Raw genomic sequence first — 24,443 nt, 5'->3', positions numbered from 1 at the left:
CCCGGGCGCGGCTCAACGCACGCGCTTGCGGATCATTTTTTTTGGGCTCGCTCCGGTTCCGGCTGGTCCGCGCTCAGCGCGGCGTTCGCCCCCGGAGCTGAGAAAAAACGGAAGAAATCCGAGCGCGGACTGATCAGAAAGCGCGTCTCGCCGGGCTTGAAAGCGCTCTCATAGGCCTGCATCGACCTGTAGAACGCGAAGAAATCAGGGTCGCGGCCGAAGGCCTCTGCAAATATCCGGTTGCGTTCCGCGTCGCCCTCGCCCTTCGTCTGGTCGGCCTGACGCTGCGCTTCAGCTTTTAGCACGATGACGTCGCGATCAGCCTTGGCGGTGATCTTTTGCGCCTGTTCCGAACCCTGCGCGCGGTATTCGGCGGCTTCGCGCTGACGCTCGGTTTGCATTCGCCCGAAAACTTTTTCGGAGATCTGCTGCGGCAGATCGACTCGGCGAATGCGCGCATCGACGACCTGCACCCCGAACTTTCGCGCCTCGCGATCCGCCTGGTCCTTGATCTTCACCATCAGGGCGGCGCGTTCGTCGCGTACGATCTGCTGCTGGTTGGCTTCGCTCAAGACACGGCGGACTGCGGAGTTCAACACAGAGCCGAGCTGATTATTGGCTCCCATGACGCTGTTGACGGTCTGATAGAAGCGCAGCGCATCGACGATGCGATAGCGGATGAAGCTGTCAACCTCGAGCCGCTGATTGTCGGCCGCGAGCACTTCGAGATTGGGGCTCTCAACGTCGAGAATGCGATTGTCGAAAGTGACGACATTTTCGACGAGGGGAAGTTTGAAGTGGAGGCCAGGTTCGGTGATGAGCCCCCGTCCGGGAACAGGTTCGCCGAAACGCAAGACCAGAGCCTGCTCAGTTTGTGCAACGGTGAAGATTGCGCCTCCCAGAGCGATGACGGCGAGGAGAGCTGCGACGGCAAGCGTGAAAAGAAGGCCGGATTTCATTTGCGGCCTCCCTGAAAGGCCGGGAAGGCGGGCAGGGGCACGAAGGGCGCTACGCTCGCGCCGCCTTTCGACGGATCGTCAAGAATGACTTTATCGGCTCCGCCCAACACGCGCTCCATGGTTTCGATATAGAGCCGTTGTCGGGTGAGCGCCGGCGCATTTCTGTATTGCTCGTATATCTTCTCGAATCGCGCCGCCTGGCCGCGGGCTTCGGCGACAGTTTGTTCCCGGTAGGCCTCGGCCTCCTGCAGAATGCGCGCCGCTGCGCCGCGCGCTTCAGGCACGACACGATTGGCGTAAGCCTCGGCCTCGTTGCCGAGCCGCTGCAAATCCTGCTGGGCGGCGGTCACGTCGCGAAAGGCGGCGATAACTTGCTGCGGCGGATCGACGGAAAGCAGCAGCACCTGAAGCACGAGCACGCCGGCGTGATAATCGTCGAGCACCTTTTGCATCAGCTGCTGAGACGCCGGTTCGATCAGCTTGCGATCAGCCGTCAGAATTTTTTGGATCTGCGATTGTCCGACGATCTCGCGCATCGCGCTCTCGGCGACGGCCTTCACCGTCAGCGGCGGATTGGCGACGTTGAAAGCGTAATCCTCGGGCTTCGCAGGATCGATTTGCCAGATGACGCGGAACTTGACGTCGGCGATGTTCTCGTCGCCAGTCAGCATCAGGCTTTCTTCTGGCGCTTCCGGTCCACGGGGCGTTGAGGGCTGGCCGCGACGGCGCCCATCAACGATGATTCCCCCCTCCTCGCGGAACCCGACGTCAGTGATATTGCGGTCGGTGACCGCAAGCTTGATGACCGATCCTATCGGACCTGGAAGATTGTAGTTCAGACCCGCCTGGGTCTTTCCCATATATTTACCGAAGATCAGGTTGAGGCCGATCTCGTTGGGTCCCACGGTGTAAAGGCCCGAAAGCAGCCATGCGAGCACGGCCACGAGCACGAGTATCGCAAGGCCGCGCCCGCCGAATCCGCCCGGCAGGATTTGCTTCAGGCCTTCCTGGCTGCGGCGCAACATTTCTTCGAGGTCCGGCGGCTGCCCGCCCGAGCCCTGTCCCCAAGGACCTCCAGGCTGACCCCACGGATTGTTATTTTGATTGCGCGGCCCGCCTTGATCGCTCCAGGGCATTTTGTCTCGCAGAAGGGAAAATGGCGGCGGTCGCGCCGCTTGGCCCAATGTTATAGGCATTCGCCGCCGCTGCGGCAATGACGCGCGCTTGCGGCGGTCGTGTAAGGGAGACCGGAATGATTCGCGATTACACCAATGTCGCGGCCAATGAGCGGACTTTTCTCGCCTGGGTTCGGACCGGCGTCGCCGTCATAGCGCTCGGCTTTGTTATTGAGCGGTTCAATCTGTTTCTCCTGACCGTCGCTGGCGTGTTGGCGGAAAACGCCGTCGGGTTACGGATCCATCGTTTTGACACCCCGGCCGGCCGCCACGCCGGCGAAGCCCTCATCGGCGTTGGCGTGATGCTAATCGTCATTTCGACGATCCGCTTCATTCACACGGCGCGGTTGCTTTCACGCGACGAGCCGTACACTGCCCGCGCCACGAGCGGCAGTCTGTATTTCTTGGCCCTTCTGCTGCTCGCCGTCGCCGCCTTCAGCGCCTATCTTGCGATTGTCTAAGCGTCACTTCTGATTCAGCCGCCAGGAACCGTCCCAATCCATTGCCGGCGGCGCTGCGACGAAGGCTTCCATGCGCGCGACGAATGCGCGTGACGGCCCGTCGCTGGGAGCAATCTCGAGCGCTTGCGAAAATGCGCGACGGGCTTCTTCCCACAAACGCGCGCGATAGGCGGCGAGTCCTTCTGCAAAATGCGCGCGCAATTCGCGCTGCACGACCGTCAGCTCGCCCTTGCGGCCCATGATTTCATATATCCGTTCGGGCTCGGTTTGACCGGCCATCGCGACAAGATCGATTTCGCGCGCCTCAACAAAGTCGGCGGCGCCGAGCGCGGTCGCTTCCGATACAAGGATACGAGAGCCATAGATCTTGTTTGCGCTCTCCAGTCGCGCGGCCAAATTGGCGGTATCGCCGACCACGGTGTAATTCATCATTTGCTCGGAGCCGATGCTGCCGACGAGCGCCTCTCCTGTGGCGACGCCTATGCGCAGATCGAAGGATATGGGCGCGGTGCGGATGCCAAGCAGTTCAGGGAAGGAGTCGCGCAGACTATCCAAGCGATCGACCATGTCGATCGCGGCAAGGCTAGCAAGGCGGGATTGTTCGCTGTCCTTGTTGAAGGGCGGACCCCAATAGGCCATGATCGCGTCGCCGATGTATTTGTCGATGATCCCGTCATTGTCTCGAATGGGCGCCGACATGGTTGAGAAATATTGATTGAGAATTTTCACCAATCCTTGCGGCGTCATGCGTTCGCTAGTTGTGGTGAAACCGGCGACGTCGCAAAAAAGCACGGTCATAACGCGGCGATGGCCCTCGGCCGCAAGCATCGGCGCATCGATCAGGTCCTGGACGACGCGCGGATCGATATATTTCCCGAACGTGTCGAGGATGCGCTTCTTCAATCGAAGCTGCTCGACCATGCGGTTGAAAGCCGCCGTGAGATAGCCGATCTCATCTCGCGTCGTGACGGCGATGACTTCGTCGAGTCGTCCCGCCTCGACGGCGCGCGTGCCTTCCATGAGTCGCCGCACGGGAACGGTGACGCCATTGCTGACCAAAACCGAAAAGACGACGCCCAGCGCCGCAGCAAATAAAGTCAAAGCGGCGGCGATCAGCATCACCTGATGTTGTGCGCGCGACATCGTTTTGCCGTCGGCTTGCACGAGCGCGAGCATGTCGCTTCGTATTGAGTCGAGGGCGCGATCAACGTCGTCGCGGAACTCGTCGACGCGCTCCAGGCTTTGAGATACGGCGCGCGCGTCTTTCATTTCGAGCGCGCTGAGCAGCCGCTCGATCTCTTCGTTGAGATAGCGCCGCGATCCCTTTAAGAGGTCGTCGAGGCGGCTGTCGATTCGCACCAGCGCCGCCTCGTCGCCGAACGTATCGCCCTTCTGAATGAGTCCGTTGATCAGGACGCGCGCGGCGCCGATTTCTTGTTCGACTGCGCGGCCTTTGGCGTTGAGGGTTTCTCTGAGCGTTTCGAATTTTGCGCCGTCGTTCGGCGATTGCATTTGCGCAATGACCATTTGGCGCAGCGCCAACGCCCGTTCAAGCGAGCGAATATTCGCGCGCGCAAGATCGCCGTATGCGGGGATGTAGCTCGAGGAAAGTTCGGTGAAATGTTCGCCGACGCGCCGAACCATGACCATGGAAAGGACGGAAGTGGCGGCCATCAAAAGGATGAGCGCCAGCGCGATGCCTAAAATCTTTCGTTTGATGGAGAGCGAAAAACCAGGCCGGGCGAGAAACTGCGACATTCTGACTTCCGATTATTGGACAACGCTGAGTGAGGCGGTTTGCGCCGAGTATGCCCGCTTGCGCGGCGGCAGAAACCGGCTTCACGCAGCGTTCGATTGTAGCTCGACGGCCGAATTTTCGCCTATGTCTCAGCCTCCGCATGTTGGTCCCGGACTTTTAAAGGCGCCGCTCCCTTGCCAAGGCGAAGGCATCTTCCATCTGATGACTGTCGAGCTAGCCGGGAGTGCGCCTCTATGAAGAAGTATCTCGCCCTCGCTCTGGTTGGGTTCTCGCTCGCCACCGGCGCGGCCCAGTCAAAAGAACAAGGCAAGGCGCCGAAGGAATGCTTCCCTTTTCTGCGCATACCGCCAGAAGAATATGTTTACAGCCCGGCCGTCTTTTACCCGCCTGATCGGCCCATTCCTTACTCTGTTTACTACTACAACCTCTATCAACAATTTTGTGCAGGCGAACCTGCGAAGAAGTGCATTTGGGCGTGTGAAAAAGTTCCCACAGCGCGTGGCGCTGCACTTAAAGTCGGCGGCTAAGCCCGTCTCAGCATACTCGTCGCGTGGCTTTGCTAAGTGGCGCATTTCGCGCGCAGGCCACCCAGAGGCTTGGCCAAGGAAGGAAGCAATGGCGGAGACGGTGGGATTCGAACCCACGATAGGGTTTCCCCTATAACGATTTAGCAAACCGTCGCCTTCAGCCTCTCGGCCACGTCTCCAAGCGTCCACGGCAATGCTGCGGACGGCGAACGACATATGCCAAAGGCCCGGCGGGATAGCAAGGGAACGCCTCTACCCGCTTAGTTGGGCGCCTATTGTTTCAGCCGCGCGCGCTGAGCCGCCCGAAGGGCTTTGGCCAACATCGATCGGGAGGGCAATCCAGATTTCGCCTGAGCGATGCAATTCTGGGCGCCGCTGTCATTGTCCTGGCAGCAGAAGATGTCGCCTCCGGCGCAGGCCACATAGTGCGGGTGCCTCGCGCCGGCGCGAGTCTCTTCCTCGCCTTGGATAAAGCACGCCATGGCCCCTGAATTGTTCACCCAATTGGAATTGCAATTCGACCCGCTTGCGATTTTTGGTTTTGCGTTCGCGGGAAGGATCATTGCGGCAAGGGCGGCGACGATCAAAAGGGTCTTCACTGAAAAATGATTCATCGCGTTCTCCTTAAAAAATGCAAGCGAATGCAACTAATCTTCTTCGCACGCCTGCGACCCTTACTCAAGGCGATGATTGCCGTGTATCGACGTGCGCCGACGTGCGCCCCGCGCAGGCGTCAAACCAATTCAGTTTGCGCGCGGCTAATACTGGCGCCGTCGGTCGCCCGCAATGTCCAAAAAGACAGGGATGACAGGATCGTCAGGGCGCCAAGAGATAAATAGGCGTTGTGAAGAGCGCCAATGACGGCGGGAGGATAGGATTGTGGCGCCGCGCCTAGAAACCAGGCCGCGATCAGAGAGCCGATGGCGAGACCAAAGCTCATGGAGATCTGCTGGAATGAGCTGGCGATGGTGGCGGCCATGCTCGATTCCGGCGGTTCGACGTCGGCGTAAGCCATGCTGTTCATACTCGTGAACTGTAGCGAGTTAAAAAAGCCCAAAGCAAATCCGATCGCGACGACCGCGACGAGAGGCGTGTACTCGGTCACCAAAGCATAGAGGCAGGTCGTTACGCCGATCATCACCGTATTGGCGCCGAGGACGGTGCGGTAACCGAAGCGCGCGAGTATCGGCGCGGAAGCCATTTTCATGCCCATGGCCGCCGCCGCTGTCGGCATCATCAGCAGCCCGGATTGCCAGGCCGGAAGCCCCAGGCCCACCTGAAACAACAAGGGCGTCAGAAATGGCAGGCCCCCTACGCCGAGCCTCGTGACAAAACCACCCGTAACGGACACCCGAAAGGTCCGTTTGTTGAATAGCGCAAGATCGAGCAATGGATAGGGCGTTCGGCGCGCATGCAGCCAATAGGCGAGAAGAAGCGCCATGGCGACGCCGAAAAGAGCGGCGCCAGGAGCAAAGCCGATTTGATGATCGCCGAAGATTTCGAGAAGCCACGAAAGAAGCGCCGTGCCTGATCCAAACAGGGCGAGGCCGAGCCAGTCGAAAGGATGCTGCTCGTCGCCGAAATAGTTGGGCATATAGCGATGGACCAGCCATTGAGCGACGATGCCGATGGGGACATTCACGAAGAATATCTCCCGCCAGGACAGCCAGTGTACGATCAGGCCGCCGACAGTTGGTCCAAGCAGAGGTCCGATGAGAGCAGGGATGATGACGAAATTCATCGCCCTCAGCAGCTCGCCCTTTCCGAAGGTTCGCACGATCGTCAATCTTCCGACCGGCGTCATAAGCGCAGCGCTGGCGCCCTGAAGAATTCGGGCGAAGACCATTTGCCCGGCGCTCTGAGACAATCCGCAGAGGATCGAAGAGATCGTGAATACGGCGATCGCGGCGGCGAATATCTTTCTGGTGCCGTAGCGGTCCGCCATCCATCCGCTCACCGGGATGCCGACAGCCAGGCTCAGGACATAGCTCGCAGCCACTGCTTTCAGACTCAGCGGCGTGACCTGCAAGCTCTCGGCCATGGCGGGAACCGCGGTGTTTACGATCGTCGCGTCGAGCTGCTCCATGAAAAGCGCCGTGGCCACCACCCAGGGCAGGAAGCGCTTGATCGTGGGCTCGTCCATCCAGCCACCCTATTGGAGCAAGTTGTCAGTGAAAGCTTCCGCCCGCGCGACGGCTCGGGGTTCGGGCGCCTTGAAATTGGAAGACGCCGAACTCCAAAGATTAATCTGGGCGATGCGGGCACATTTAGGTAGCGCTATCGGCGCATGCCGCCACGTCAGCGGCCATTTGATGTCGGGCGGGAGAAGTGAACGGGCTGCGCCATCCGCGCCAAATGTCCGCGAACCGCTTTAGCACGAATGGCTGCAATACGAATGGCTGCGCCAGCGCCCTCCAATTATTTTGGGGCGCGCAATAAACGCCCGGCCGAAGCCGGGCGTTTGCTTTTTGAGAAAATTAGCTCTTTCCGAGCACCTCGACATGCACCTGTCCGGTGCCGCGTTCGATCAGGCCGAGCTGAACCGCGGCGCCGCGCGAGACGTCGAGGCTGCGCCCCGTCCAGGCCGCCGGACCGCGGTCATTGATGCGCACCACTACAGAGCGCCCGGCATAGGTCAGACGCAGCCGCGTGCCCATCGGCAGGGTGCGGTGGGCGGCCGTTAAGTCCCACATGTTGAAGATTTCGCCATTGGCGGTGTGGCTGTTGGGTTCGTAGCGGCGCGGGCCGCCGCCGTAAAATGACGTGTTGACGGTGAAGCCCTTGCCTTGAGACGCCTCAGCGTGACGCCAAGAGTGGCGGGAGGCGTGATGGGCATGATGCGCCAGCGCAGGCGCGGACATCAGTCCAAGGATCGTCAGTACGCCACAGGTACGCTTCATTCAGGATTGCTCCGTTTACGCATAGTGCGTGAAAGGCGCTCGACGAACATTTCGTTTCGCCAAGCGCATAGTTTCCATCCGTGTGAATGGAGATGAAGATAAAAGCGTTAATATTGAAATGTGGCAAAATATGAACACGAGTTAACAAATCGTGTGCGGCTGGTTTGTCATAGATATTATTGGAAATTATCTAAATGTTCTTATGACTTGTGTTGCAACATGCTTTTGTAGATTTCATTATGCACAGCGTATGTGCAGACTAATCTAGCTTAAGCGCTGCGGGACAACCGGGTGACAATGGCGAGCGGACGCGGCAAACATGCGGCCGGGAGACTCGCCAATGTCAGCTGAAAACCGGGCCGCAATCATCGGCGTCGTCACCGCCTCGGACCGCGCCAGCGCGGGCGTGTATGAAGACGAGAGCGGTCCGGCGATTGAGGCCTATCTGCGCGCGGCGCTGACGACGCCTTTCCGCATCGAGCGGCGCATCATCCCTGACGGCTTTGAAAGCGTGCGCGATACCCTGATCGACCTGGCCGACAACGTCGGCTGCGACCTCATCGTCACGACGGGGGGCACAGGCCCAAGCCCCCGCGACCTCACGCCCGAAGCGACGCTTGCGGCCTGCCCGCGGGAACTGCCGGGCTTTGGCGAATTGATGCGGCAAGTCTCGCTCGCGCAGACCCCAACCGCTATTCTGTCGCGACAATTAGCCGCCCATCGCGGCAAGTGCCTCGTGATTAATTTGCCGGGCAAGCCAAGGGCGATCGAACTCTGCCTCGACGCCGTTATGCCCGCAGTTCCCTACTGTCTCGACCTGATAGGCGCGGCTTATATCGAGACCGATCCCGCACGGGTTAAAAGCTTCCGTCCCCAAGCAAAATAGCCGCTACCCTTTCGGGCAGTAGGTGGAGGCCTGGCCAAAGCTGCGCGCTTCTCATCGCGCCGCCTCGCCTGTATAGGGGTGGCGCGTTACAAAAACTGAATCGAAGCCGCTAGCGCGGGGGGCGAGGGCGAGCGAATGAACGAATTGCGTTTGGTGGTGGTCGGCGCGGCGGGCCGTATGGGCCGGATGCTGACCCACATCATCCCCGATACTTTGGGCGTGCGCCTGACGGCCGCCCTTGAACGCCCCGGCGCGCCAGCGCTCGGCGCCGATAGCGGCGGCGCGACGCCCAACGGCGTGCCGATCACGAGCGACGTGGCGGCAGCCCTCGCCGACGCTGACGCAATTGTCGACTTCTCGGCGCCGGCCTCCAGCGTCGAAATGGCGAAAGCGGCGGCGGATGCGAACATCGCCGTCGTCATCGGCACGACCGGATTGTCTCAAGAAGACCTCGCCGCCATCGCAAAGTGCGCGCAGAAAACCGCGATCGTGCGATCCGGCAATATGAGCCTGGGCGTCAATCTCCTCGCTGTGCTTGTCGAGCGCGCCGCCCGGGCGCTTGGACCGGCGTGGGACGCAGAGATCGTCGAGATGCACCATCGCCTGAAGGTTGACGCGCCCTCTGGAACAGCGCTGCTGCTCGGCGAGGCGGTGGCGCACGGGCGCGGCGTCGACCTTGCGGAGAACAGCGCACGGGGGCGCGCCGGGCTAACCGGACCCCGGCGGATCGGAGAGATCGGCTTCGCCAGCCTTCGCGGCGGCACCGTCGTCGGCGATCACACGGTGATCTTCGGTGGGGCGGGCGAGCGCATCGAGCTTTCGCATCGCGCCGAGGATCGCGGCGTGTTTGCCCGCGGCGCGCTTGCCGCGGCGCTCTGGACTCGCGGAAAAACTCCCGGGCTCTATTCGATGGCCGACGTGCTTGGCCTTTCCGGCGCCTGATAGCGACGAGCGTTTACGAGCATGAATCGCACTCTCGTTCTGGTTCGACACGGCCAAAGCGAATGGAACGCCAAGAATCTCTTCACCGGATGGAAAAACCCAGACCTTACGCCGCTCGGCGTTGAAGAGGCGCGCCGAGCGGGTCGCGAGTTGAAGAAACTCGACATTCTGTTCAGCGTCGGCTTCACCTCCGCTCTGGTGCGGGCGCAACACACAATCGATCTCATTTTCGAAGAGCTCGGCCAGCCAAACGTCCCGACGATCAAGGACCGTGCGCTGAACGAGCGCCACTACGGCGATCTCTCGGGCCTCAACAAGGATGAGGCGCGCGACAAATGGGGCGAGGAGCAAGTGCGCCTATGGCGGCGCTCCTATGATGTGCCGCCGCCGGGGGGCGAGAGCCTCAAGGACACGGTTGCGCGCGTGGTGCCGTTCTATGTCCAGCGTATTCTGCCGCCGGTGATGCGCGGCGAACGCGTTCTTGTCGCCGCGCATGGCAATTCGCTACGCGCGCTTTGCATGGTGTTGGAGCAGATGACGCCCGAGTCGGTCACGACATTGGAGCTCGCGACGGGCGTCCCGATCATCTATCAGCTGAACGCCGATTCCACTGTCGCGTCCAAGACGGTGCTGGGCTAGCGCCGCAGCCGCTTCGGCGCCACATCTCGAGTCATGTCTGAAATCGTGCCTGGCGCGTTCCACTACGCCGGCTTTCTCGACAAAGCGGAGCAAACCGCTTTGGCTGAAGAGATAGCGGGAGTCATCGCCGCTGCGCCGCTCTATGTCTCGACCATGCCAAAGACCGGCGCGCCCATGTCGGTGCGCATGACGAATTGCGGCGTTCTTGGCTGGGTCAGCGACAAGGAGCGGGGCTATCGCTACGAGGCTCAGCACCCCACGACAGGCGATCCTTGGCCGGCGATGCCGCCACGCCTCTTATATCTCTGGAACGAACTCACGCGCTATCCCAAGCCGCCCGAAGCCTGCCTCGTGAACGTCTATGACGAAAAGGCGCGCATGGGCCTTCACCAGGACAAGGATGAGGCTGATTTCGGCGCGCCGATCCTCTCCATATCGCTTGGCGCCGACTGCCGCTTCAGACTTGGCGGAACGCGCCGCGGCGATCCCGCGATCGCCTTCGCGCTGGCGTCCGGAGACGCGCTCGTGCTCTCGGGACCGGCGAGGATGCGCTACCATGGCGTCGACAGAATTTTGCCGATGATCGCCACGCTTATGCCGCCGGCCCTTGCGCCGTTCGGAGCCCGCGTCAATCTCACGCTTCGGCGCGTCACCTGAGCCTTAGGTTCAGGCCGCGTTCACGCGTTTCGCGTAAAGTTTGTGAGCAAGCTGAACGTGAACTCTGGCGTATTGTCTTGGACGGCGGCTTCGTTGTAGTTTCCAAATGGTCTAAAGAGCGCCGAGAGGCGCCACCAATTGGGCAGGCGCATTTTAAGAAGGGCGGGCGCGACGCGAACGCCGGGAAGAGGAGAGGAACAAGGATGAAGACGATTTCCCTGCTGACGTTCGCCGCGAGCGTCGCTTTCGCCGCTTCCGCCGGCCAGGCTTACGCCGCTGGCGACGCCGCTGCGGGCGAGAAGGTCTTCGCGAAGTGCAAAGCCTGCCACCAGGTCGGAGAGACCGCCAAAAACGCCATTGGTCCGCAGTTGAACGGCATTGATGGACGCAAGGCCGGAAGTGCGCCGGACTACAGCTATTCGGAGCCGATGAAGAGCTCCGGCATTACGTGGGACGAGGCAACCTTCAAGGAGTTCATCAAGAATCCGAAGGCCAAGGTCCCTGGCACCAAGATGATCTTCCAGGGTCTGCCCAGCGAGGGCGACGAGGAGAATGTGTGGGCCTACCTCTCTCAATTCGGCGCGGACGGCAAAAAGAAGTAAGCGCGCTTCTCATCAAACGACGATTTTGGCGGCCCTGTTTCAGGGCCGCCTTTTTGTTGCAGAAATCGTAATGGCGGTTTTTTGCTGTTCTAATGAAGCAGCGTTCCGCAGAAGCGAGCAAATATCGCTGACGCTCTTGCGCCGAGCCTGCCAGGACTGCACCTAGGACGCCGTGACCCGCAAACCCGACGAAATATCCGCCGATTTGATGCAGCCGCTGGCGACTCTGCCGGTGTTCTATGCGCTTGCCGGCCGACGCGTGCTTATCGTGGGGGGCGGCGAGGCGGCGGCCTGGAAGGTCGATCTCGCGGCGGCGACGGGCGCGCAGGTCGACGTCTTCGCTCATGCGCCTTGCGACAAGCTTCGAGAGATTGCGCAAGCGCGTGACAACGTCTCCCTTCATGCGCGCGACATCGCGCCCAAAGATTTCATCGGCGCGGCGATGGCGCTTGGCGCGATTGAGGATGACGCTCTCGCTCAGAAGACGCATGAATGGGCGCACGCGGCCGGCGTGCCCCTTAATCTCACGGATCGCCCCGCGCTCAGCGATTTCACCATGGGCGCCATCGTCAACCGTTCGCCGCTCGTGATCGGCGTTTCGACGGGCGGGGCGTCGCCGGTTTTCGCGCAGGCCGTTCGGGGCCGAATCGAGACGCTCGTGCCCGCCACATTTCAAGCCTGGGCGCGCGCGGCTCAGGTCTGGCGGCCGCTCGTGCGCGCGTCCGGACTCGATTTTCTCGCCCGACGCGATTTCTGGCGACGATTTACGCGGCTCGCCTTTCGCGAAATCGAACGGGCGCCGCAAGTCGAAGATCGCGCGGCGCTGCTTGAGGAAGCGCGCGCCGGCGCCGAGGCTACGGCGCGCGGACGCGTAACAATGGTCGGAGCAGGGCCCGGCGACCCGGAGCTGCTCACGCTGAAAGGCATGCGCGCGCTCGCCGGCGCCGATGTCGTGCTCTTCGACGATCTCGTTCCGGCAAGCATTCTCGATTTCGCCCGCCGCGAAGCGACACGGATCAACGTCGGGAAGCGCGGCTATGCGCCATCGGTGCGCCAGGAGGAAATCAGCGCTCTGCTCGTCAATCTTGCGCGCGAGGGCAAGAACGTCGTGCGGCTGAAAGGCGGGGATCCTCTGATCTTTGGCCGCGCCAATGAAGAGATCGCCGCCTTGCGCCAGGCAGGCTTCTCGATAGAGATCGTGCCTGGCGTAACCGCCGCCTGCGCCGGCGGCGCCGCGATTGGCGCTTCGCTAACGAGCCGCGAGACGGCCCGGCGCCTGCAATTCATCACCGCCCATACGAAGGACGGCGAGTTTCCTGAAGATTTCGATTGGGGGGCGCTTGCTGACGAACGCGCCACGACTGCGGTCTATATGGGCAACCGCACGCTGCCGGAATTGTCGCGCCGCTTGCTGCAGGAGGGCATGTCGCATGATACGCCTGCATTCCTCATTGAACGCGCTTCGACGCCACAGGAGCGGGTGGTCAAAGGCACGATCGCGGATTTGCCTGGAAAGGTCGCGGGAGAGACGTTAGTCGGTCCCGTGATGGTGCTCATCGGCTGGGCCCTTGCGGGGCTATAAGGGCGACTTTGCGCAACAATTGCTCTTGCATCCATCCGATTTGATGTTCGTCCTTGCGGGTTTGTCATTCCCGACGCGCGCTTGCGCGCGACCGGATTCTCGATCAAGGCTTCGGCATGTCGGGAATGACGACGTCAACCGAACTGCTTAATCGAATCCAGAATAAAGATATGTGGCAATGGAGACGTCATGCGCGCGCTCAAAATGCTTTTCACGCTGCTCGCGATCGGCTCACCCTTGACGATGAGCGCGCATGCGGCGAGTCGGGCGCGCGTTTCGCTCGACGCCATGTTGCAACCCTATCTGGCGCGCTATGGCCTTCCCGCGCTTGCGGCGGCGGTCGTGAAAAACGGCAAGATCGTCGCCTCCGGCGCCGTCGGCCTGCGTCGTGCGGGCGGCAATGAGCGCGTGACCATCGACGACCGCTTTCACATTGGCTCGGATACAAAGGCGATGACCGCGCTGCTCGCCGCGATGCTGGTCGAAAGCGGCAAGCTGCGCTGGAACACGACCGTCGCCGAGGCCTTTCCCGAGCTTGCGGGAGGCATGAACGCCGATGTGAAAGGCGTGACGCTCGAACAGCTTCTCTCGCACACAAGCGGCATCCCGAGCGACAATGACGCGCATGACAAACTTCTTTGGGAGTCTTTCGCGCAACAGAAGAAGAATCTCGACGAATTGCGCTATTGGCTCGTCAAGCAGTTGGTCGCGCAACCTTTGCAGTCGAAGCCCGGCGAAAAATTCGCCTATGCGAATATGGGCTACATTCTCGCGGGCGCGATTTTGGAGAAAGCAAGCGGCAAGACCTGGGAGGAGCTTGTCGCGACGCGCATCTTCGATCCGCTCGGGTTGAAGAGCGCAGGCTTCGGCCCGCAGTCGAGCCTCGGCAGGATCGACGCGCCGCTCGGCCACATTCCGCTTCCCGAAGGCCCAAAGCCGATGCTGGCTGGGCCCAATGGCGACAATCCCGAGATCATGGGGCCGGCGGGGACGGTTCATCTCTCCATCCTCGATCTCGCCAAATGGGCCTCATGGAATGCGGGAGAGGGCAAGAGAGGGCCGGCGCTGGTCTCGAAGGAGACGCTGAGCAAGCTCCACACGAAAGTCGTCGACATGCCGCCGAAGCCCGACGCCGCGCCTGGAACGCCTTCCTTCGGCGGCTATGGCTTCGGCTGGGTCACGGTGCAATTGCCCTTCGCGCACGAGCCTTTCCTCTTTCATGGCGGCTCGAACGAAATGAACGTCGCCTATCTTCTGCTGCAGCCTAAATTAGACCTGGCCATAGCGATGACGACGAATATCGGCGGGACGAAAGCCGATGATGCGCTCAAAGAGCTGTCGAAGGAGCTTTACGCGCGCTTCGGCGAGCGGTGAGAATTAATCGAGCGGCTTCCAGTTCTCGGCGATAAAGCCGCGCGGGTCGACATTGACGACTTGGCGCACGATCTGCGCATTCGGCCCGACGCATTTCCATTCGTAAATCGTGTCGTGACCCGTGGCCGCCATCGGAACGACGTCCGAGCCGGGATTCTGTTTGCAGAACGCCGTGGCGCCCGGCAGGCTTTGCGCCGCGTTCGCCTTGCCGCAGACGAGATTCGCGCCGACGTTACAGAGCAAGGCCTTGCCGCCCATGCAGCGATAGCTCGTCCCTTTGCGAATAATGGCGTTCGGCGTTTGCGGCGAAAAGCCGAAGAGTTCGCGCGCTTTTGGAACGATCGTTGCGGGAATGGGCTTCGCCTTGTCGTCATCGCCGACTTTTGCGCAACGCGCGACAAGGTTCTCCGCATGGGCCAAGGAAGGAGCGGCTGTCGCGGCGGCAATCAAAAGCAGGATTGAAGCGAGCGTTGATCGAAACATGGGTCGTCTCCCTATTTGGCTTTGTCATTGCATTGCTGTGCAACGCTCAATGTTCGCGTTTCGCGAGCAACGCCAATAAATGCTCTTCGTCTGGCCGTTCGGCGACGCTTACATTCGCAAAACCCTCGCGCAAGAGCGGTTTCGCAACCTCTTCTGACAAGGCGAAATGTGAGACGATTCGAATCTGTTCGATAATTCCCAGGGCTCGCGCGAGCGTCAGAAAAATCTCGGCGCTGCGTCGAGAATAGTGCAGGGCGGCGTCGATCCTGTTTGCCGCAAGGGCGGCGACGGCCTCGGGCGCAAGCGCCTGAGCCGCGCGGGCTTCATAAACCTCGACCGCTATAACCTCATGGCCGGAGGCGCATAGCCCAGCCTCCAGCGTCGACTGGCGATCGCATCCTGCGAGATATAGGAAGCGCGCGGGCCGCGGATAGCGCGCCAGCAGCAGCGGCAGGATCGCTTCGGCGCTTCCGGCGACGATATCAGGGCGCCAGCCGCGCGCGCGCGCGGCCTCCGCCGTTTTCGCGCCGATGGCGTGAACGGGCAAAGTCTTGAACGCTTCCGTGTCGTCGTCGGATAGTTCAACGCCCTTGGCGCTCGAAACGAGCGCCGCGTCATATTTCCCTGCTGGAATTTTTGCGCCGGTCGGAACGATTTCCAACACGGGCGATAGCACGGACGTCACGCCCAACGCGCGGAGTTTCTCCGCTGTGCGCGCGGCGTCTTCGACCGCGCGCAACACCAGGACAGGCTTCACATAAGCCCCGCGACGCCATGCGGGAGGCGCAGAAGTATCTCCTTGCCGGCGTCGGCGCCGATCAGCGCGGCGTCGATGGCGCGCCCGCGCCGGCGCACGACATAGGCTTCCGCGCCATCGGCCTTCAGCACCTCGCCGACAAAGGAAAGTTCTGCGCCATGAACTTGCGCATGGCCGGCGATCGGCGTGCGGCAGGAGCCGTCAAGCGCCGTAAGAAAAGCGCGCTCTGCGGCGAGCGCAAAGCCGGTCGCTGCGTCGAACAGCGGCGCCAACAGGTCGCGCGTGGCGTTGTCTCCGGCGCGCCGCGTGATCCCGATCGCGCCCTGTCCACAAGCCGGCGGGAACTCCTCCAAGGAAAGCAGCGCCGTCGCGCGATCGGCGAGTCCCAGCCGCTTCAACCCCGCGAGGGCGAGAAGGGTTGCGTCAATCTCTCCATTTTCGACTTTGTTCAGTCGCGTCTCGACATTGCCGCGAAGCAGCGTCGTCTCGAGGTCGGGACGCCGTCGCTTCACCTGCGCGGCGCGCCGCAACGAGGCGGTTCCGACAACGGCACCGGCGGGAAGCTCATGGAGCGAAAACCCACCGCGCGATATCCAGGCGTCCCGCGCGTCCTCTCGCGGCAGATAGCCAGCGATGACGATTTCGCTCGGCAAATGGGTCGGCAGGTCCTTCGAAGAATGTACGGCGAGGTCGATTGCCCCCGCGATGAGCGCGGCATCGAGTTCTTTGGTGAAAAGCCCTTTGCCGCCCGATTCGGATAGCGGCCGGTCCTGTATCTGATCGCCCGTCGTGCGGATGATCTCAACGGGGAAATCCGTTTCGCTTGCCGCGTGCGCGCGTATCAACGCCTCGCGGACCATAGTCGTCTGCGCAAGAGCAAGCGGACTGCCGCGCGTTCCAATGCGAAGGGAAGGGGAAGAAGATGTCATTGTTCGCCGGCGCTTTGTCGCGCGCGACTATAGGCGGGAACGCGCCAAGGGCAAGCGGAACGAACCCTCTAACGCGTTACTCAAAAAGCGAGCGCCCGCTTGTTAGAGCGGACGCCCCATTTTTCTAATTCCGCGAGCGTACTAAACGCAGCCCGCAGATTGGCGAAGCCAATTACCAACCGAACAGGCCGGCTCCGAGCAATCCGGCGCCAAAGCCAACGCTAGCCGCACCGAGGCCGCCATATCCCCAATAGCCGGGGCTGCCGCCATAGCCATAGTAGCCGCCATACGGCCAGTTAGCGCCGTACCAGCCGGAGCCGTACCAGCCACACCGCGGACGCCAGCAAGTGCTGCGATAGCCCCAATAGGTCGGACGATAATAGCCGTAGTAGGTCGGCCTGCAGGCGCTGGTGTAGCAGTGCCTATGCCAGCCGTAATGGGCCCGGCAGTAACGCGCTTCGGCCAGAGTTGTAGAGCCGATCATGGCGGCTATTGCAATTCCAGACGTTAACGCTAAGGCTTTAATTTTGTTCGACGCCATTTTCACCTCCATACAGTTTAGACCGCGGGCAACCTCAACCGGGACGCTAATTACCTCTTCGCCTTAGCCAGTTTAATACTCAGCTCAAGATATAGCTGCCGTTGGGGAAGCAACGATCTGCTGACCCAACTTGTATTCGCCGAGACCGTGTCAAGGGGGAGGCGCGGCAATTCTAAAAAATTTAATCAAGCTATCTTTAGCGTTGCGTTTGACGCTTAGTCGCTTCCCCTAAACGGATGAATTATTGCTTTAAGCCATTCGCCGATAACAATTTTATAACCTTGTCTTCGCATAGCAGTATAAGCTCGGCGGGCCAGATGAAAAAACCAGCGACACAAAACCTTGCGCCAGAGGAGCGGTATGCGCGTTTTAGGCATCGAAACCACTTGCGATGAAACCGCGGCCGCTGTCGTGTCGGAGCGGCTTGGCGGCGAAGGTGGAGAAATCCTCTCAAACGAGGTGTTGAGCCAAATCGCCCGTCATGCGGCCTATGGCGGAGTCGTGCCGGAGATCGCTGCGCGCGCGCATATCGATGTGCTTGACCGGCTGATTAGACGCGCGCTGGAGCGCGCCCAGACCGAAGCGAAGGACCTCGACGCGATTGCGGCGGCGGCTGGCCCGGGACTTATCGGAGGGGTTCTCGTCGGGCTCACGGCGGGCAAGGCCATGGCGCTCGCGCTCAACAAACCTTTTATCGCCGTCAATCATCTAGAAGCCCACGCGCTGACGGCGCGACTGACGGATCATCTGGACTTTCCCTTTCTGGCGCTCCTCATTTCCGGCGGACACACACAACTCGTTGCGGTTAAGGACGTCGGCGCCTATCGACGACTGGGCTCCACCGTCGACGACGCGGCGGGCGAAGCCTTCGACAAGGTCGCCAAGATGTTGGAGCTTCCCTATCCGGGCGGTCCGGAAATCGAGAAGCTGGCGCTTGAGGGCGATCCCCACCGTTTCGATCTTCCGCGCCCGATGCTCGGCCGGGAAGGGGCCGACTTTTCGCTGTCGGGCCTAAAGACAGCTGTGCGTCAGGAAATACTGAAGCTTCAAACGCCGAACGAAAAAGACGCGAGAGATCTCGCCGCCTCGTTTCAGGCGGCGATTGTTGACGTCATCGTGGACCGCGTGCGCTCCGGGGTTCGCATGTTCGCCAAAACCGAGGGGCGAGCGCCGCATGGCCTCGTCATCGGCGGCGGCGTCGCCGCCAATGGCGCCATTCGCCGCGCGCTCATGCGGCTATGCGCCGAAAGCGGACTGCGGTTTGTTTCGCCGCCCGCGGCGCTTTGCGCCGACAATGGAGCGATCATCGCCTGGGCGGGTCTCGAGCGCCTGAAGCGCGGATTGACGGATGATCTCGACTTCGCGCCCCGGCCGCGCTGGCCGCTCGACGCCGCGCCGAGCAAATCGCATCACGGCAAGGCCTGAGGCGCGCATCGATGCGAGTGCTTTTTCTAACGGCGCTAGGGGCCATGGCGCTCGCGCCGACGCCCCAGCCTGCCGGACTCCTCGCCGAAGAGCCGACCTTCGCGGGCGTGCGCGTGCTCTACGGTCCGGGCGAAGATTTCGGCTCGGTCGACGCGCGACTCATCGGCGAAGCGCGTCACTCGATCGACATGGCGGCCTATGTTTTGACCGACCGGTCTCTCATGAGCGCGCTCGGCCGCGCGGCCATGCGCGGCGTCAAAGTGCGCATCTATCTTGACGGAGAAGACAGGGGACGCGGCGCTTCAGCGATCGAGGAGATTGCCGACGCGCCCAATGTCGAGGTGCGCCGCAAAGGCCGCTCGCGCGATCTGATGCATCTCAAATCATATCAGGTGGACGGTCGGGTGTTGCGCAGCGGTTCGGCGAATTTCAGCATCTCCGGCGAAGTCTATCAGGACAATGATCTGATCGTGATCGAGAGCCCTCATGCGGCGGCGCGATTTCGCGATGCTTTCGAGAGGCTTTGGTCGCGTCCCGATAATCAGCCGGTAGGCTTAAGATGACGCGAGCGGCGGTCGCGGTTCTCGGAGCGGGCGCATGGGGCGTTGCGCTCGCCAATGTCGCCGCTCAGGGTCGCCCGCGCGTGCCGCTATGGGCGCACGATCCGAAGACCGCCGAAATGCTCATGCGCGACCGCGAGAACAAGCGCCGCTTGCCAGGGTTGCCGCTCGCCGCCGCCGTCGCGCCGACGAGCGACATCTCGGTTTTGCGCGAAGCGGACATCGTTCTCGCTGTTACGCCCGCACAAGCGATCCGCACGACGGCGCGGGCTGCGCGGCCCTATATGCGCGACGGCGCCGCCTTCGTGATTTGCGCCAAGGGCATTGAACGCGACCGCCGCAAATTTCTAAGCGAAGTCGCGAGTGACGAACTGCCTCAGGCCAGCGTTGCTGTGCTTTCGGGTCCAAGTTTTGCGGTGGATGTATGTCGAGGTCTTCCGACGGCGGTCACTCTTGCGGCGCATGACGAGGCGCTGGCTCGGAGCCTCTGCGAAGAGCTTTCGACGAAGACGTTCCGACTTTATCGCTCTACTGACGTGCGCGGCGTCGAGATCGGCGGCTCTGCGAAAAACGTCCTGGCCATTGCCGCAGGGATGAGCCACGGCCGCGGGCTTGGCGCCAGCGCGCAGGCGGCGCTCATTGCGCGCGGATTTGCCGAGTTGATGCGGCTTGGGCGCGCGCTCGGCGCACGTCAGGAGACCTTGATGGGCCTTTCCGGATTGGGCGACCTGGTGCTCACTTGCGGTTCGGCGCAATCGCGTAATTTTGCGCTCGGCGAGGCGCTGGGTCGGGGGGAGGCGGTGAAAGACGCGACGCACGGCAAGCTTGCGGAGGGCGCCTTTACGGCGCGCGTCCTGGTTGAAATGGCGCGTGCGCATGACGTCGAACTGCCGATCGCCGAGGCTGTCGACGCCATTCTTTCCGCGCGGCTCAGCGTCAACGGCGCCATCGAAGCGCTTTTGGCGCGTCCGCTCAAAGCTGAAGACTGATTCCAGACCACGCAGAATCGCGTTCTGCTACTTCCCGTTTAAGATCTCTCGCATCTTGATGGCGAGCTGCTCCAAAGTGAAGGGCTTGGTCAGCAACTTGACGCCAGGGTCGAGAACGCCGTTGTGCACGATGGCGTTGCGCGTATATCCGGTGATGAACAGCACACGCAGATTATGCCGGCGAAAGACCGCCTCGCGCGCGAGACGGGCGCCGTCCATGTCCGGCATAACGACGTCAGTGAGCAGCAAGGCGATATCGGCGCGTTGGCGAATAATGTCGATCGCCGCGCGCCCGTTCTCGGCCTCCAAAACTGTGTATCCCAATTCTCGCACGCCTTGCGCCGTGACGCGGCGCGCCGTGTCATCGTCCTCGACGAGGAGCACGACTTCTTCTGGAGTTCCAAGCGGGAGATCGAGCGGCCTTGGAGTCGTCGCGGATATTACGGCGGGCGCTCCCACGTGATTGAAGCGCGGAAGATAGAGTTTGATGCATGTTCCGCGTCCGGATTCGGAATAGATTTTGACGTGGCCGCCCGACTGTTTGACGAAGCCATGAACCTGTGAGAGCCCGAGTCCTGTGCCTTTGCCGGAAGGCTTCGTCGTAAAGAACGGATCGAAGGCCTGCGAGATGACCTCCGGCGACATGCCCTGGCCAGTGTCGGTGACGGCGATCATCACATATTGACCCGGCTTCAGGTCTTGGTTCTCCGTGGCGTAGGCGTCGTCAAGATAGCAATTGGCCGTTTCGATCGTCAGCTTGCCGCCGTTAGGCATCGCGTCGCGCGCATTGACTGCAAGGTTGACGATTGCGCTTTCCAATTCGTGCTGATCGATTTTCGCTGTCCACAGGCCGCCGGCAAGAACGGTTTCGAGCTCGATCTTTTCGCCAAGCGCTCGGCGCACCATGTCGGAAATGCTGGCGACGAACTTATTGGCGTCAAGCGGCCGCGGAGACAAAGGCTGGCGCCGCGAGAAGGCCAGGAGCCTGCGCACCATAGCAGCGGCGCGATCTGCGCCGTCCATCGCCGAGTCGATCAGTTGGGCGTATTGGCCATCCGAGCCGGCAAGCTTGCGGCGTAACAGATGAAGGCTCGAGACGATGACGCCAAGCATATTATTGAAGTCATGCGCGATGCCTCCAGTTAGGTGGCCAATCGCTTCGAGCTTCTGCGATTGCCGTAACTGGGACTCGAGCGCTTCGCGACGCGTGGTTTCCCCAATCAACTGGTCGTAGGCGGCCTTTAGCGAATCGCGCGACGTCTCAATCGCCTTCATCTGTTTTTGCGCGTTGAGAAGTGAAAAAGCGCCAAGCGCGAAGATTATGCCGCCTAGGGCCCAAACGGCCGCGTCGAACTGGCCGCCCGCTGCATTGAGATCGCGCTCGCGCGACTCGAGCAAATTTTCTTCGCTCTCGTTCATCGTATGGATGATGACTCGGAGCCGGTCCATCAGCGCCTTTCCGCGCCCGGACTTGATGAGTTGAACGGCCTTTTCGAGCCGCCTTGCGCGCACATCGGCGAGCACCTCATCGATAATCTCGAGCCTTTCGCCGAGCAGCGTCCGCATCTCGGCGATTGCTTGGAGCTGCTTGGGATTGTCTCCGACGCGATCAGAAAGTTCGTCGAGAATGGCAGGCAGCTTGCTCGTTGCTTCGGTGCATGCGTCGAGATAGCGCTCGTCTTGAGTGATGATGAAGCCGCGTTGGCCGCTCTCAGCGGCCTGCAGCAAACCGTAAAGCTGGTAAAGATTGCTTTGCACCTGAATCGTGTGGCGCAGCCATGCGCCTGCTGATCGGCGCTGGAGTTCGGCGTGCACAGCGACATAGCTGGCAAGCGCAAGCACCGCGAATCCCAGGACGATGCCAAACAGTCCGGAGGCGACGAATTTGCGTGACGGAGACATTTTGTTCCGGCGACGGGTAGAATGCGCGGGTCAGTCTACGACGCACGCGAGAATTGCGAAAGGTCAAGGGACCTGTCGGACCGCGCCCTTCGCCGCGCTCGTCGTCATCGAGGCGTAGGCGCGCAGCGCCGTTGTGATTTTACGCGGCCTTAACTTTGCCGGCGCGAAGCCTTTGGCGGACAGTTCGGCGCGACGCGCCGTCAATTCGTCTTGGTTAACGGCAAGCGTAATCGTGCGCGCCGGAATGTCGATTTCGATGCTGTCGCCGTCTTTAACCAAAGCGATCGCGCCGCCTTCGGCAGCCTCGGGAGAGACATGGCCGATGGAAAGCCCAGCGGTGCCGCCGGAAAATCGTCCATCAGTGACAAGCGCGCAGACTTTGCCGAGTCCCTTCGATTTCAAATAGCTCGTTGGGTAGAGCATTTCCTGCATGCCAGGTCCGCCGCGCGGACCCTCATAACGGATGACCACGACGTCGCCAGCCTTTACGTCGCCCGTAAGAATGCCGGACACTGCGGCGTCCTGACTTTCATAGACCTTCGCGGGGCCGGAGAACTTCAAGATCGACTCGTCGACTCCGGCCGTCTTCACGATGCTGCCGTCGATGGCGAGATTGCCTGTGAGCACGGCGAGGCCGCCATCCTTCGAGAAGGCGTGCGCCACATCCCGGATCGCGCCTTTTTCGCGATCGTCGTCGAGCTCCTTGTATCGGCGCTCCTGGCTGAACGCGACTTGCGTCGGCACGCCCCCGGGAGCGGCGCGGAAGAATGAGCGCGCGGTCTCGCTTTGCGTGACGGCGATATCCCAGCGCGCCACCGCGTCGCTGATCGTAGGACTGTGAACTGTGGGAAGATCGCCGTGCAGCAGCCCGGCGCGCAGCAACTCTCCAAGAATGGCGATGACCCCGCCGGCGCGATGCACGTCTTCAAGGTGAACGTCGGGCGCGGACGGCGCGACCTTGCATAGAACCGGCACGCGCCGCGATAGCCGGTCGATGTCGGCCATGGTGAAATCGACCTGCGCTTCATGCGCCGCCGCGAGAAGATGCAGCACAGTGTTGGTGGAGCCGCCCATGGCGATGTCGAGCGTGATGGCGTTTTCAAACGCTTCGAACGTCGCGATCGAACGCGGGAGCACGCTTTCGTCATCCTGCTCATAATAACGACGCGCGAGATCGACGATGAGATGGCCGGCTTCGACAAACAAGCGGCGACGATCCGCGTGAGTCGCAAGCGTCGACCCGTTGCCGGGGAGCGACAGACCAAGCGCCTCAGTCAGACAGTTCATGCTGTTCGCCGTGAACATGCCCGAGCAGGATCCGCATGTCGGACAGGCGGAGCGTTCAATCGTGGCGACGTCCGCTTCACTGACCGTATCGTCGGCGCCGGCGATGATCGCGTCGACCAAATCGAGCGCATGCTCTTTGCCAGCGAGCACGACCTTGCCGGCTTCCATAGGACCGCCGGAAACGAAGACTGTTGGAATGTTGAGGCGCAGCGCCGCCATCAACATGCCCGGCGTGATCTTGTCGCAATTCGAGATGCAGACCAGCGCATCGGCGCAATGCGCGTTGACCATATATTCGACGCTGTCGGCGATGAGATCGCGCGAGGGCAGGGAATAGAGCATTCCGTCGTGGCCCATGGCGATTCCGTCATCGATCGCGATGGTGTTGAACTCCTTTGCGACGCCGCCCGCCTTTTCAATCTCGGCGGCGACAAGCTGGCCGAGATCCTTCAAATGCACATGACCCGGGACGAACTGGGTGAAGGAATTGGCGACAGCGATGATCGGCTTGCCGAAATCCTCCTCCTTCATGCCGGTCGCACGCCACAGGCCGCGTGCGCCCGCCATGTTGCGGCCGTGGGTCGTCGTGCGTGAACGATAGGGAGGCATTGAATTCTCGTCGTCGCAAGGCTCGGCGTTCGAGCCTTTCTTCAGGACGACTAGCGCAGCGAGGACATCGCTGCAACCGTGGGCGGCGCTGACCCGCACAGCGCCCTTCGAGGCGCGTAATCTCCGCGCGGCTTTAACTAGCTAAGCAGCGCGGCGTTGGGCCGACGTCACCAGTTGGTTGACACAATCGCAAACGGCGCCGATCGACGCGAAGCTTTGCCGGCGCAGCATTCCGACCGGAAATTCTATGTCGAAGGCTTCTTCGAGCGCGAGCATCGTGCGAATGGCGGCGAAAGGCGTCAGTCCTGCGCTGTAAAGGTCATCCATATCCGACAACTGTTGCACCGGCGTATGCAGACGGCCGTTCTCTTGCAACAGACGGCGTATCGTATCCATCATCGATTCCAACTCCAAGAGCTCCACGCCTAAAGTGCGGGGCTGCAGCGTTGTTGGCGCGATAAGCGCGGTTGGTTCCTAACAATCCTAACTAGTGCAGAA

25 protein-coding genes and 1 tRNA gene are annotated in these 24,443 nt (G+C 61.5%); 12 read left to right on the top strand and 14 right to left on the bottom strand.

Annotated elements, in window-relative coordinates; genetic code table 11:
• Positions 1-32: 32 nt before the first annotated feature.
• Both hflC and hflK read right to left on the bottom strand, forming a co-directional pair.
• On the bottom strand, positions 33-959 hold the full coding sequence (gene hflC / locus FEV16_RS15855; protein ID WP_138168573.1) for a protease modulator HflC: 927 nt from the start codon (positions 957-959) through the stop codon (positions 33-35).
• On the bottom strand, positions 956-2,095 hold the full coding sequence (hflK, locus tag FEV16_RS15850; protein WP_171015262.1) for an FtsH protease activity modulator HflK: 1,140 nt from the start codon (positions 2,093-2,095) through the stop codon (positions 956-958). The genes hflC and hflK overlap by 4 nt, the downstream gene beginning before the upstream one ends.
• Before the next feature lie 116 nt (positions 2,096-2,211).
• Here hflK and FEV16_RS15845 point away from each other — a divergent pair, with 116 nt between their 5' ends.
• Entirely contained in the window at positions 2,212-2,595 is a 384-nt protein-coding gene (locus FEV16_RS15845) for a DUF202 domain-containing protein (RefSeq protein ID WP_138168572.1), read from the top strand.
• 3 nt (positions 2,596-2,598) lie between these two features.
• On the opposite strand, the gene FEV16_RS15840 is transcribed toward FEV16_RS15845, so the two are convergent.
• Entirely contained in the window at positions 2,599-4,353 is a 1,755-nt protein-coding gene (locus FEV16_RS15840) for an adenylate/guanylate cyclase domain-containing protein (RefSeq protein WP_138168571.1), read from the bottom strand.
• A gap of 234 nt (positions 4,354-4,587) precedes the next feature.
• Here FEV16_RS15840 and FEV16_RS15835 point away from each other — a divergent pair, with 234 nt between their 5' ends.
• Positions 4,588-4,881: a hypothetical protein gene (locus FEV16_RS15835; protein ID WP_138168570.1), complete on the top strand. Its 294-nt coding sequence runs from the start codon at positions 4,588-4,590 to the stop codon at positions 4,879-4,881.
• An 89-nt stretch (positions 4,882-4,970) separates the two neighbouring features.
• On the opposite strand, the gene FEV16_RS15830 is transcribed toward FEV16_RS15835, so the two are convergent.
• From FEV16_RS15830 to FEV16_RS15815, 4 genes are all read right to left on the bottom strand, one after another.
• Positions 4,971-5,060, bottom strand: a tRNA-Ser gene (locus tag FEV16_RS15830).
• Positions 5,061-5,153: 93 nt separating this feature from the next.
• The gene (locus tag FEV16_RS15825; RefSeq protein WP_138168569.1) at positions 5,154-5,495 is read right to left on the bottom strand and encodes a hypothetical protein; all 342 of its coding nucleotides are present in this window, start codon (positions 5,493-5,495) and stop codon (positions 5,154-5,156) included.
• Positions 5,496-5,614: 119 nt separating this feature from the next.
• A complete protein-coding gene (locus tag FEV16_RS15820; RefSeq protein WP_138168568.1) occupies positions 5,615-7,024 on the bottom strand; it encodes an MFS transporter in 1,410 nt (469 codons plus the stop codon).
• Positions 7,025-7,358: 334 nt separating this feature from the next.
• Positions 7,359-7,781, bottom strand: a complete 423-nt coding sequence (locus tag FEV16_RS15815) for a septal ring lytic transglycosylase RlpA family protein (RefSeq protein ID WP_246657381.1) — start codon at positions 7,779-7,781, stop codon at positions 7,359-7,361.
• A gap of 340 nt (positions 7,782-8,121) precedes the next feature.
• Here FEV16_RS15815 and mog point away from each other — a divergent pair, with 340 nt between their 5' ends.
• The 7 genes from mog to FEV16_RS15780 all read left to right on the top strand — a co-directional run bounded on the left by mog (position 8,122) and on the right by FEV16_RS15780 (position 14,463).
• A complete protein-coding gene (mog, locus tag FEV16_RS15810; RefSeq protein ID WP_138168567.1) occupies positions 8,122-8,667 on the top strand; it encodes a molybdopterin adenylyltransferase in 546 nt (181 codons plus the stop codon).
• 135 nt (positions 8,668-8,802) lie between these two features.
• Positions 8,803-9,609, top strand: coding sequence for a 4-hydroxy-tetrahydrodipicolinate reductase (gene dapB / locus FEV16_RS15805; RefSeq protein WP_138168566.1), 807 nt, complete (start codon positions 8,803-8,805; stop codon positions 9,607-9,609).
• A gap of 21 nt (positions 9,610-9,630) precedes the next feature.
• A complete protein-coding gene (locus FEV16_RS15800; RefSeq protein WP_138168565.1) occupies positions 9,631-10,248 on the top strand; it encodes a 2,3-bisphosphoglycerate-dependent phosphoglycerate mutase in 618 nt (205 codons plus the stop codon).
• Positions 10,249-10,281: 33 nt separating this feature from the next.
• Positions 10,282-10,905: an alpha-ketoglutarate-dependent dioxygenase AlkB gene (locus FEV16_RS15795; protein ID WP_138168564.1), complete on the top strand. Its 624-nt coding sequence runs from the start codon at positions 10,282-10,284 to the stop codon at positions 10,903-10,905.
• A gap of 203 nt (positions 10,906-11,108) precedes the next feature.
• On the top strand, positions 11,109-11,507 hold the full coding sequence (locus tag FEV16_RS15790; protein ID WP_138168586.1) for a cytochrome c-554: 399 nt from the start codon (positions 11,109-11,111) through the stop codon (positions 11,505-11,507).
• Between the two features lie 172 nt (positions 11,508-11,679).
• Positions 11,680-13,089: a siroheme synthase CysG gene (gene cysG, locus FEV16_RS15785; RefSeq protein WP_138168563.1), complete on the top strand. Its 1,410-nt coding sequence runs from the start codon at positions 11,680-11,682 to the stop codon at positions 13,087-13,089.
• A gap of 189 nt (positions 13,090-13,278) precedes the next feature.
• Complete coding sequence (locus FEV16_RS15780) at positions 13,279-14,463, top strand: serine hydrolase domain-containing protein (protein ID WP_138168562.1); 1,185 nt, start codon at positions 13,279-13,281, stop codon at positions 14,461-14,463.
• A 3-nt stretch (positions 14,464-14,466) separates the two neighbouring features.
• Here FEV16_RS15780 and FEV16_RS15775 read toward each other — a convergent pair whose 3' ends face one another.
• The 4 genes from FEV16_RS15775 to FEV16_RS15760 all read right to left on the bottom strand — a co-directional run bounded on the left by FEV16_RS15775 (position 14,467) and on the right by FEV16_RS15760 (position 17,173).
• Positions 14,467-14,946 (bottom strand): hypothetical protein, encoded by a 480-nt coding sequence (locus tag FEV16_RS15775; protein ID WP_138168561.1) that lies wholly within the window; start codon positions 14,944-14,946, stop codon positions 14,467-14,469.
• A gap of 46 nt (positions 14,947-14,992) precedes the next feature.
• Positions 14,993-15,703: a uroporphyrinogen-III synthase gene (locus FEV16_RS15770; RefSeq protein WP_138168560.1), complete on the bottom strand. Its 711-nt coding sequence runs from the start codon at positions 15,701-15,703 to the stop codon at positions 14,993-14,995.
• A complete protein-coding gene (gene hemC, locus FEV16_RS15765; protein ID WP_138168559.1) occupies positions 15,700-16,632 on the bottom strand; it encodes a hydroxymethylbilane synthase in 933 nt (310 codons plus the stop codon). Before hemC ends, FEV16_RS15770 begins: the two co-directional genes overlap by 4 nt.
• Before the next feature lie 172 nt (positions 16,633-16,804).
• Positions 16,805-17,173 carry a hypothetical protein gene (locus FEV16_RS15760; RefSeq protein WP_246657380.1) on the bottom strand — a complete coding sequence of 123 codons (369 nt, stop codon included), beginning with the start codon at positions 17,171-17,173 and terminating at the stop codon, positions 16,805-16,807.
• A 360-nt stretch (positions 17,174-17,533) separates the two neighbouring features.
• Between FEV16_RS15760 and tsaD the strand changes: the two genes are divergently transcribed.
• Genes tsaD through FEV16_RS15745 form a run of 3 tightly spaced genes read left to right on the top strand, consistent with a single transcriptional unit; the run spans position 17,534 to position 20,147 of the window.
• Positions 17,534-18,598 carry a tRNA (adenosine(37)-N6)-threonylcarbamoyltransferase complex transferase subunit TsaD gene (tsaD, locus tag FEV16_RS15755; RefSeq protein WP_138168557.1) on the top strand — a complete coding sequence of 355 codons (1,065 nt, stop codon included), beginning with the start codon at positions 17,534-17,536 and terminating at the stop codon, positions 18,596-18,598.
• 11 nt (positions 18,599-18,609) lie between these two features.
• Positions 18,610-19,161 carry a phospholipase D-like domain-containing protein gene (locus tag FEV16_RS15750; protein WP_138168556.1) on the top strand — a complete coding sequence of 184 codons (552 nt, stop codon included), beginning with the start codon at positions 18,610-18,612 and terminating at the stop codon, positions 19,159-19,161.
• Positions 19,158-20,147, top strand: coding sequence for an NAD(P)H-dependent glycerol-3-phosphate dehydrogenase (locus tag FEV16_RS15745; RefSeq protein WP_138168555.1), 990 nt, complete (start codon positions 19,158-19,160; stop codon positions 20,145-20,147). Before FEV16_RS15750 ends, FEV16_RS15745 begins: the two co-directional genes overlap by 4 nt.
• Before the next feature lie 27 nt (positions 20,148-20,174).
• Here FEV16_RS15745 and FEV16_RS15740 read toward each other — a convergent pair whose 3' ends face one another.
• The 3 genes from FEV16_RS15740 to FEV16_RS15730 all read right to left on the bottom strand — a co-directional run bounded on the left by FEV16_RS15740 (position 20,175) and on the right by FEV16_RS15730 (position 24,344).
• Positions 20,175-22,049: a CHASE3 domain-containing protein gene (locus tag FEV16_RS15740; RefSeq protein WP_138168554.1), complete on the bottom strand. Its 1,875-nt coding sequence runs from the start codon at positions 22,047-22,049 to the stop codon at positions 20,175-20,177.
• A gap of 63 nt (positions 22,050-22,112) precedes the next feature.
• Complete coding sequence (gene ilvD, locus FEV16_RS15735; RefSeq protein ID WP_138168553.1) at positions 22,113-23,945, bottom strand: dihydroxy-acid dehydratase; 1,833 nt, start codon at positions 23,943-23,945, stop codon at positions 22,113-22,115.
• 141 nt (positions 23,946-24,086) lie between these two features.
• Positions 24,087-24,344, bottom strand: coding sequence for an acyl carrier protein (locus FEV16_RS15730; protein WP_138168552.1), 258 nt, complete (start codon positions 24,342-24,344; stop codon positions 24,087-24,089).
• Between the last annotated feature and the right edge of the window lie 99 nt (positions 24,345-24,443).

The sequence above is a fragment of the Methylocystis sp. B8 genome (assembly GCF_005771425.1).
In the GTDB taxonomy this organism is placed as follows: Bacteria; Pseudomonadota; Alphaproteobacteria; order Rhizobiales; family Beijerinckiaceae; genus Methylocystis.
The sequence above is the reverse complement of the archived record's forward strand: the minus strand, read 5'-3'. Positions and strand labels throughout refer to the sequence as shown.

Excerpts from the sequence above, each read along its gene's own strand:
- FEV16_RS15790 (WP_138168586.1), top strand. The coding sequence starts at position 11,109 with ATGAAGACGATTTCCCTGCTGACGTTCGCCGCGAGCGTCGCTTTCGCC.
- FEV16_RS15750 (WP_138168556.1), top strand. The coding sequence starts at position 18,610 with ATGCGAGTGCTTTTTCTAACGGCGCTAGGGGCCATGGCGCTCGCGCCG.
- FEV16_RS15775 (WP_138168561.1), bottom strand. The coding sequence starts at position 14,946 with ATGTTTCGATCAACGCTCGCTTCAATCCTGCTTTTGATTGCCGCCGCG.
- ilvD (WP_138168553.1), bottom strand. The coding sequence starts at position 23,945 with ATGCCTCCCTATCGTTCACGCACGACGACCCACGGCCGCAACATGGCG.
- FEV16_RS15730 (WP_138168552.1), bottom strand. The coding sequence starts at position 24,344 with ATGATGGATACGATACGCCGTCTGTTGCAAGAGAACGGCCGTCTGCAT.
- FEV16_RS15780 (WP_138168562.1), top strand. The coding sequence starts at position 13,279 with ATGCGCGCGCTCAAAATGCTTTTCACGCTGCTCGCGATCGGCTCACCC.
- FEV16_RS15840 (WP_138168571.1), bottom strand. The coding sequence starts at position 4,353 with ATGTCGCAGTTTCTCGCCCGGCCTGGTTTTTCGCTCTCCATCAAACGA.
- FEV16_RS15795 (WP_138168564.1), top strand. The coding sequence starts at position 10,282 with ATGTCTGAAATCGTGCCTGGCGCGTTCCACTACGCCGGCTTTCTCGAC.
- FEV16_RS15835 (WP_138168570.1), top strand. The coding sequence starts at position 4,588 with ATGAAGAAGTATCTCGCCCTCGCTCTGGTTGGGTTCTCGCTCGCCACC.
- FEV16_RS15825 (WP_138168569.1), bottom strand. The coding sequence starts at position 5,495 with ATGAATCATTTTTCAGTGAAGACCCTTTTGATCGTCGCCGCCCTTGCC.
- FEV16_RS15745 (WP_138168555.1), top strand. The coding sequence starts at position 19,158 with ATGACGCGAGCGGCGGTCGCGGTTCTCGGAGCGGGCGCATGGGGCGTT.
- dapB (WP_138168566.1), top strand. The coding sequence starts at position 8,803 with ATGAACGAATTGCGTTTGGTGGTGGTCGGCGCGGCGGGCCGTATGGGC.
- tsaD (WP_138168557.1), top strand. The coding sequence starts at position 17,534 with ATGCGCGTTTTAGGCATCGAAACCACTTGCGATGAAACCGCGGCCGCT.
- FEV16_RS15815 (WP_246657381.1), bottom strand. The coding sequence starts at position 7,781 with ATGAAGCGTACCTGTGGCGTACTGACGATCCTTGGACTGATGTCCGCG.
- FEV16_RS15800 (WP_138168565.1), top strand. The coding sequence starts at position 9,631 with ATGAATCGCACTCTCGTTCTGGTTCGACACGGCCAAAGCGAATGGAAC.
- FEV16_RS15740 (WP_138168554.1), bottom strand. The coding sequence starts at position 22,049 with ATGTCTCCGTCACGCAAATTCGTCGCCTCCGGACTGTTTGGCATCGTC.
- hemC (WP_138168559.1), bottom strand. The coding sequence starts at position 16,632 with ATGACATCTTCTTCCCCTTCCCTTCGCATTGGAACGCGCGGCAGTCCG.
- mog (WP_138168567.1), top strand. The coding sequence starts at position 8,122 with ATGTCAGCTGAAAACCGGGCCGCAATCATCGGCGTCGTCACCGCCTCG.
- hflK (WP_171015262.1), bottom strand. The coding sequence starts at position 2,095 with ATGCCCTGGAGCGATCAAGGCGGGCCGCGCAATCAAAATAACAATCCG.
- FEV16_RS15845 (WP_138168572.1), top strand. The coding sequence starts at position 2,212 with ATGATTCGCGATTACACCAATGTCGCGGCCAATGAGCGGACTTTTCTC.
- FEV16_RS15820 (WP_138168568.1), bottom strand. The coding sequence starts at position 7,024 with ATGGACGAGCCCACGATCAAGCGCTTCCTGCCCTGGGTGGTGGCCACG.
- hflC (WP_138168573.1), bottom strand. The coding sequence starts at position 959 with ATGAAATCCGGCCTTCTTTTCACGCTTGCCGTCGCAGCTCTCCTCGCC.
- FEV16_RS15760 (WP_246657380.1), bottom strand. The coding sequence starts at position 17,173 with ATGGCGTCGAACAAAATTAAAGCCTTAGCGTTAACGTCTGGAATTGCA.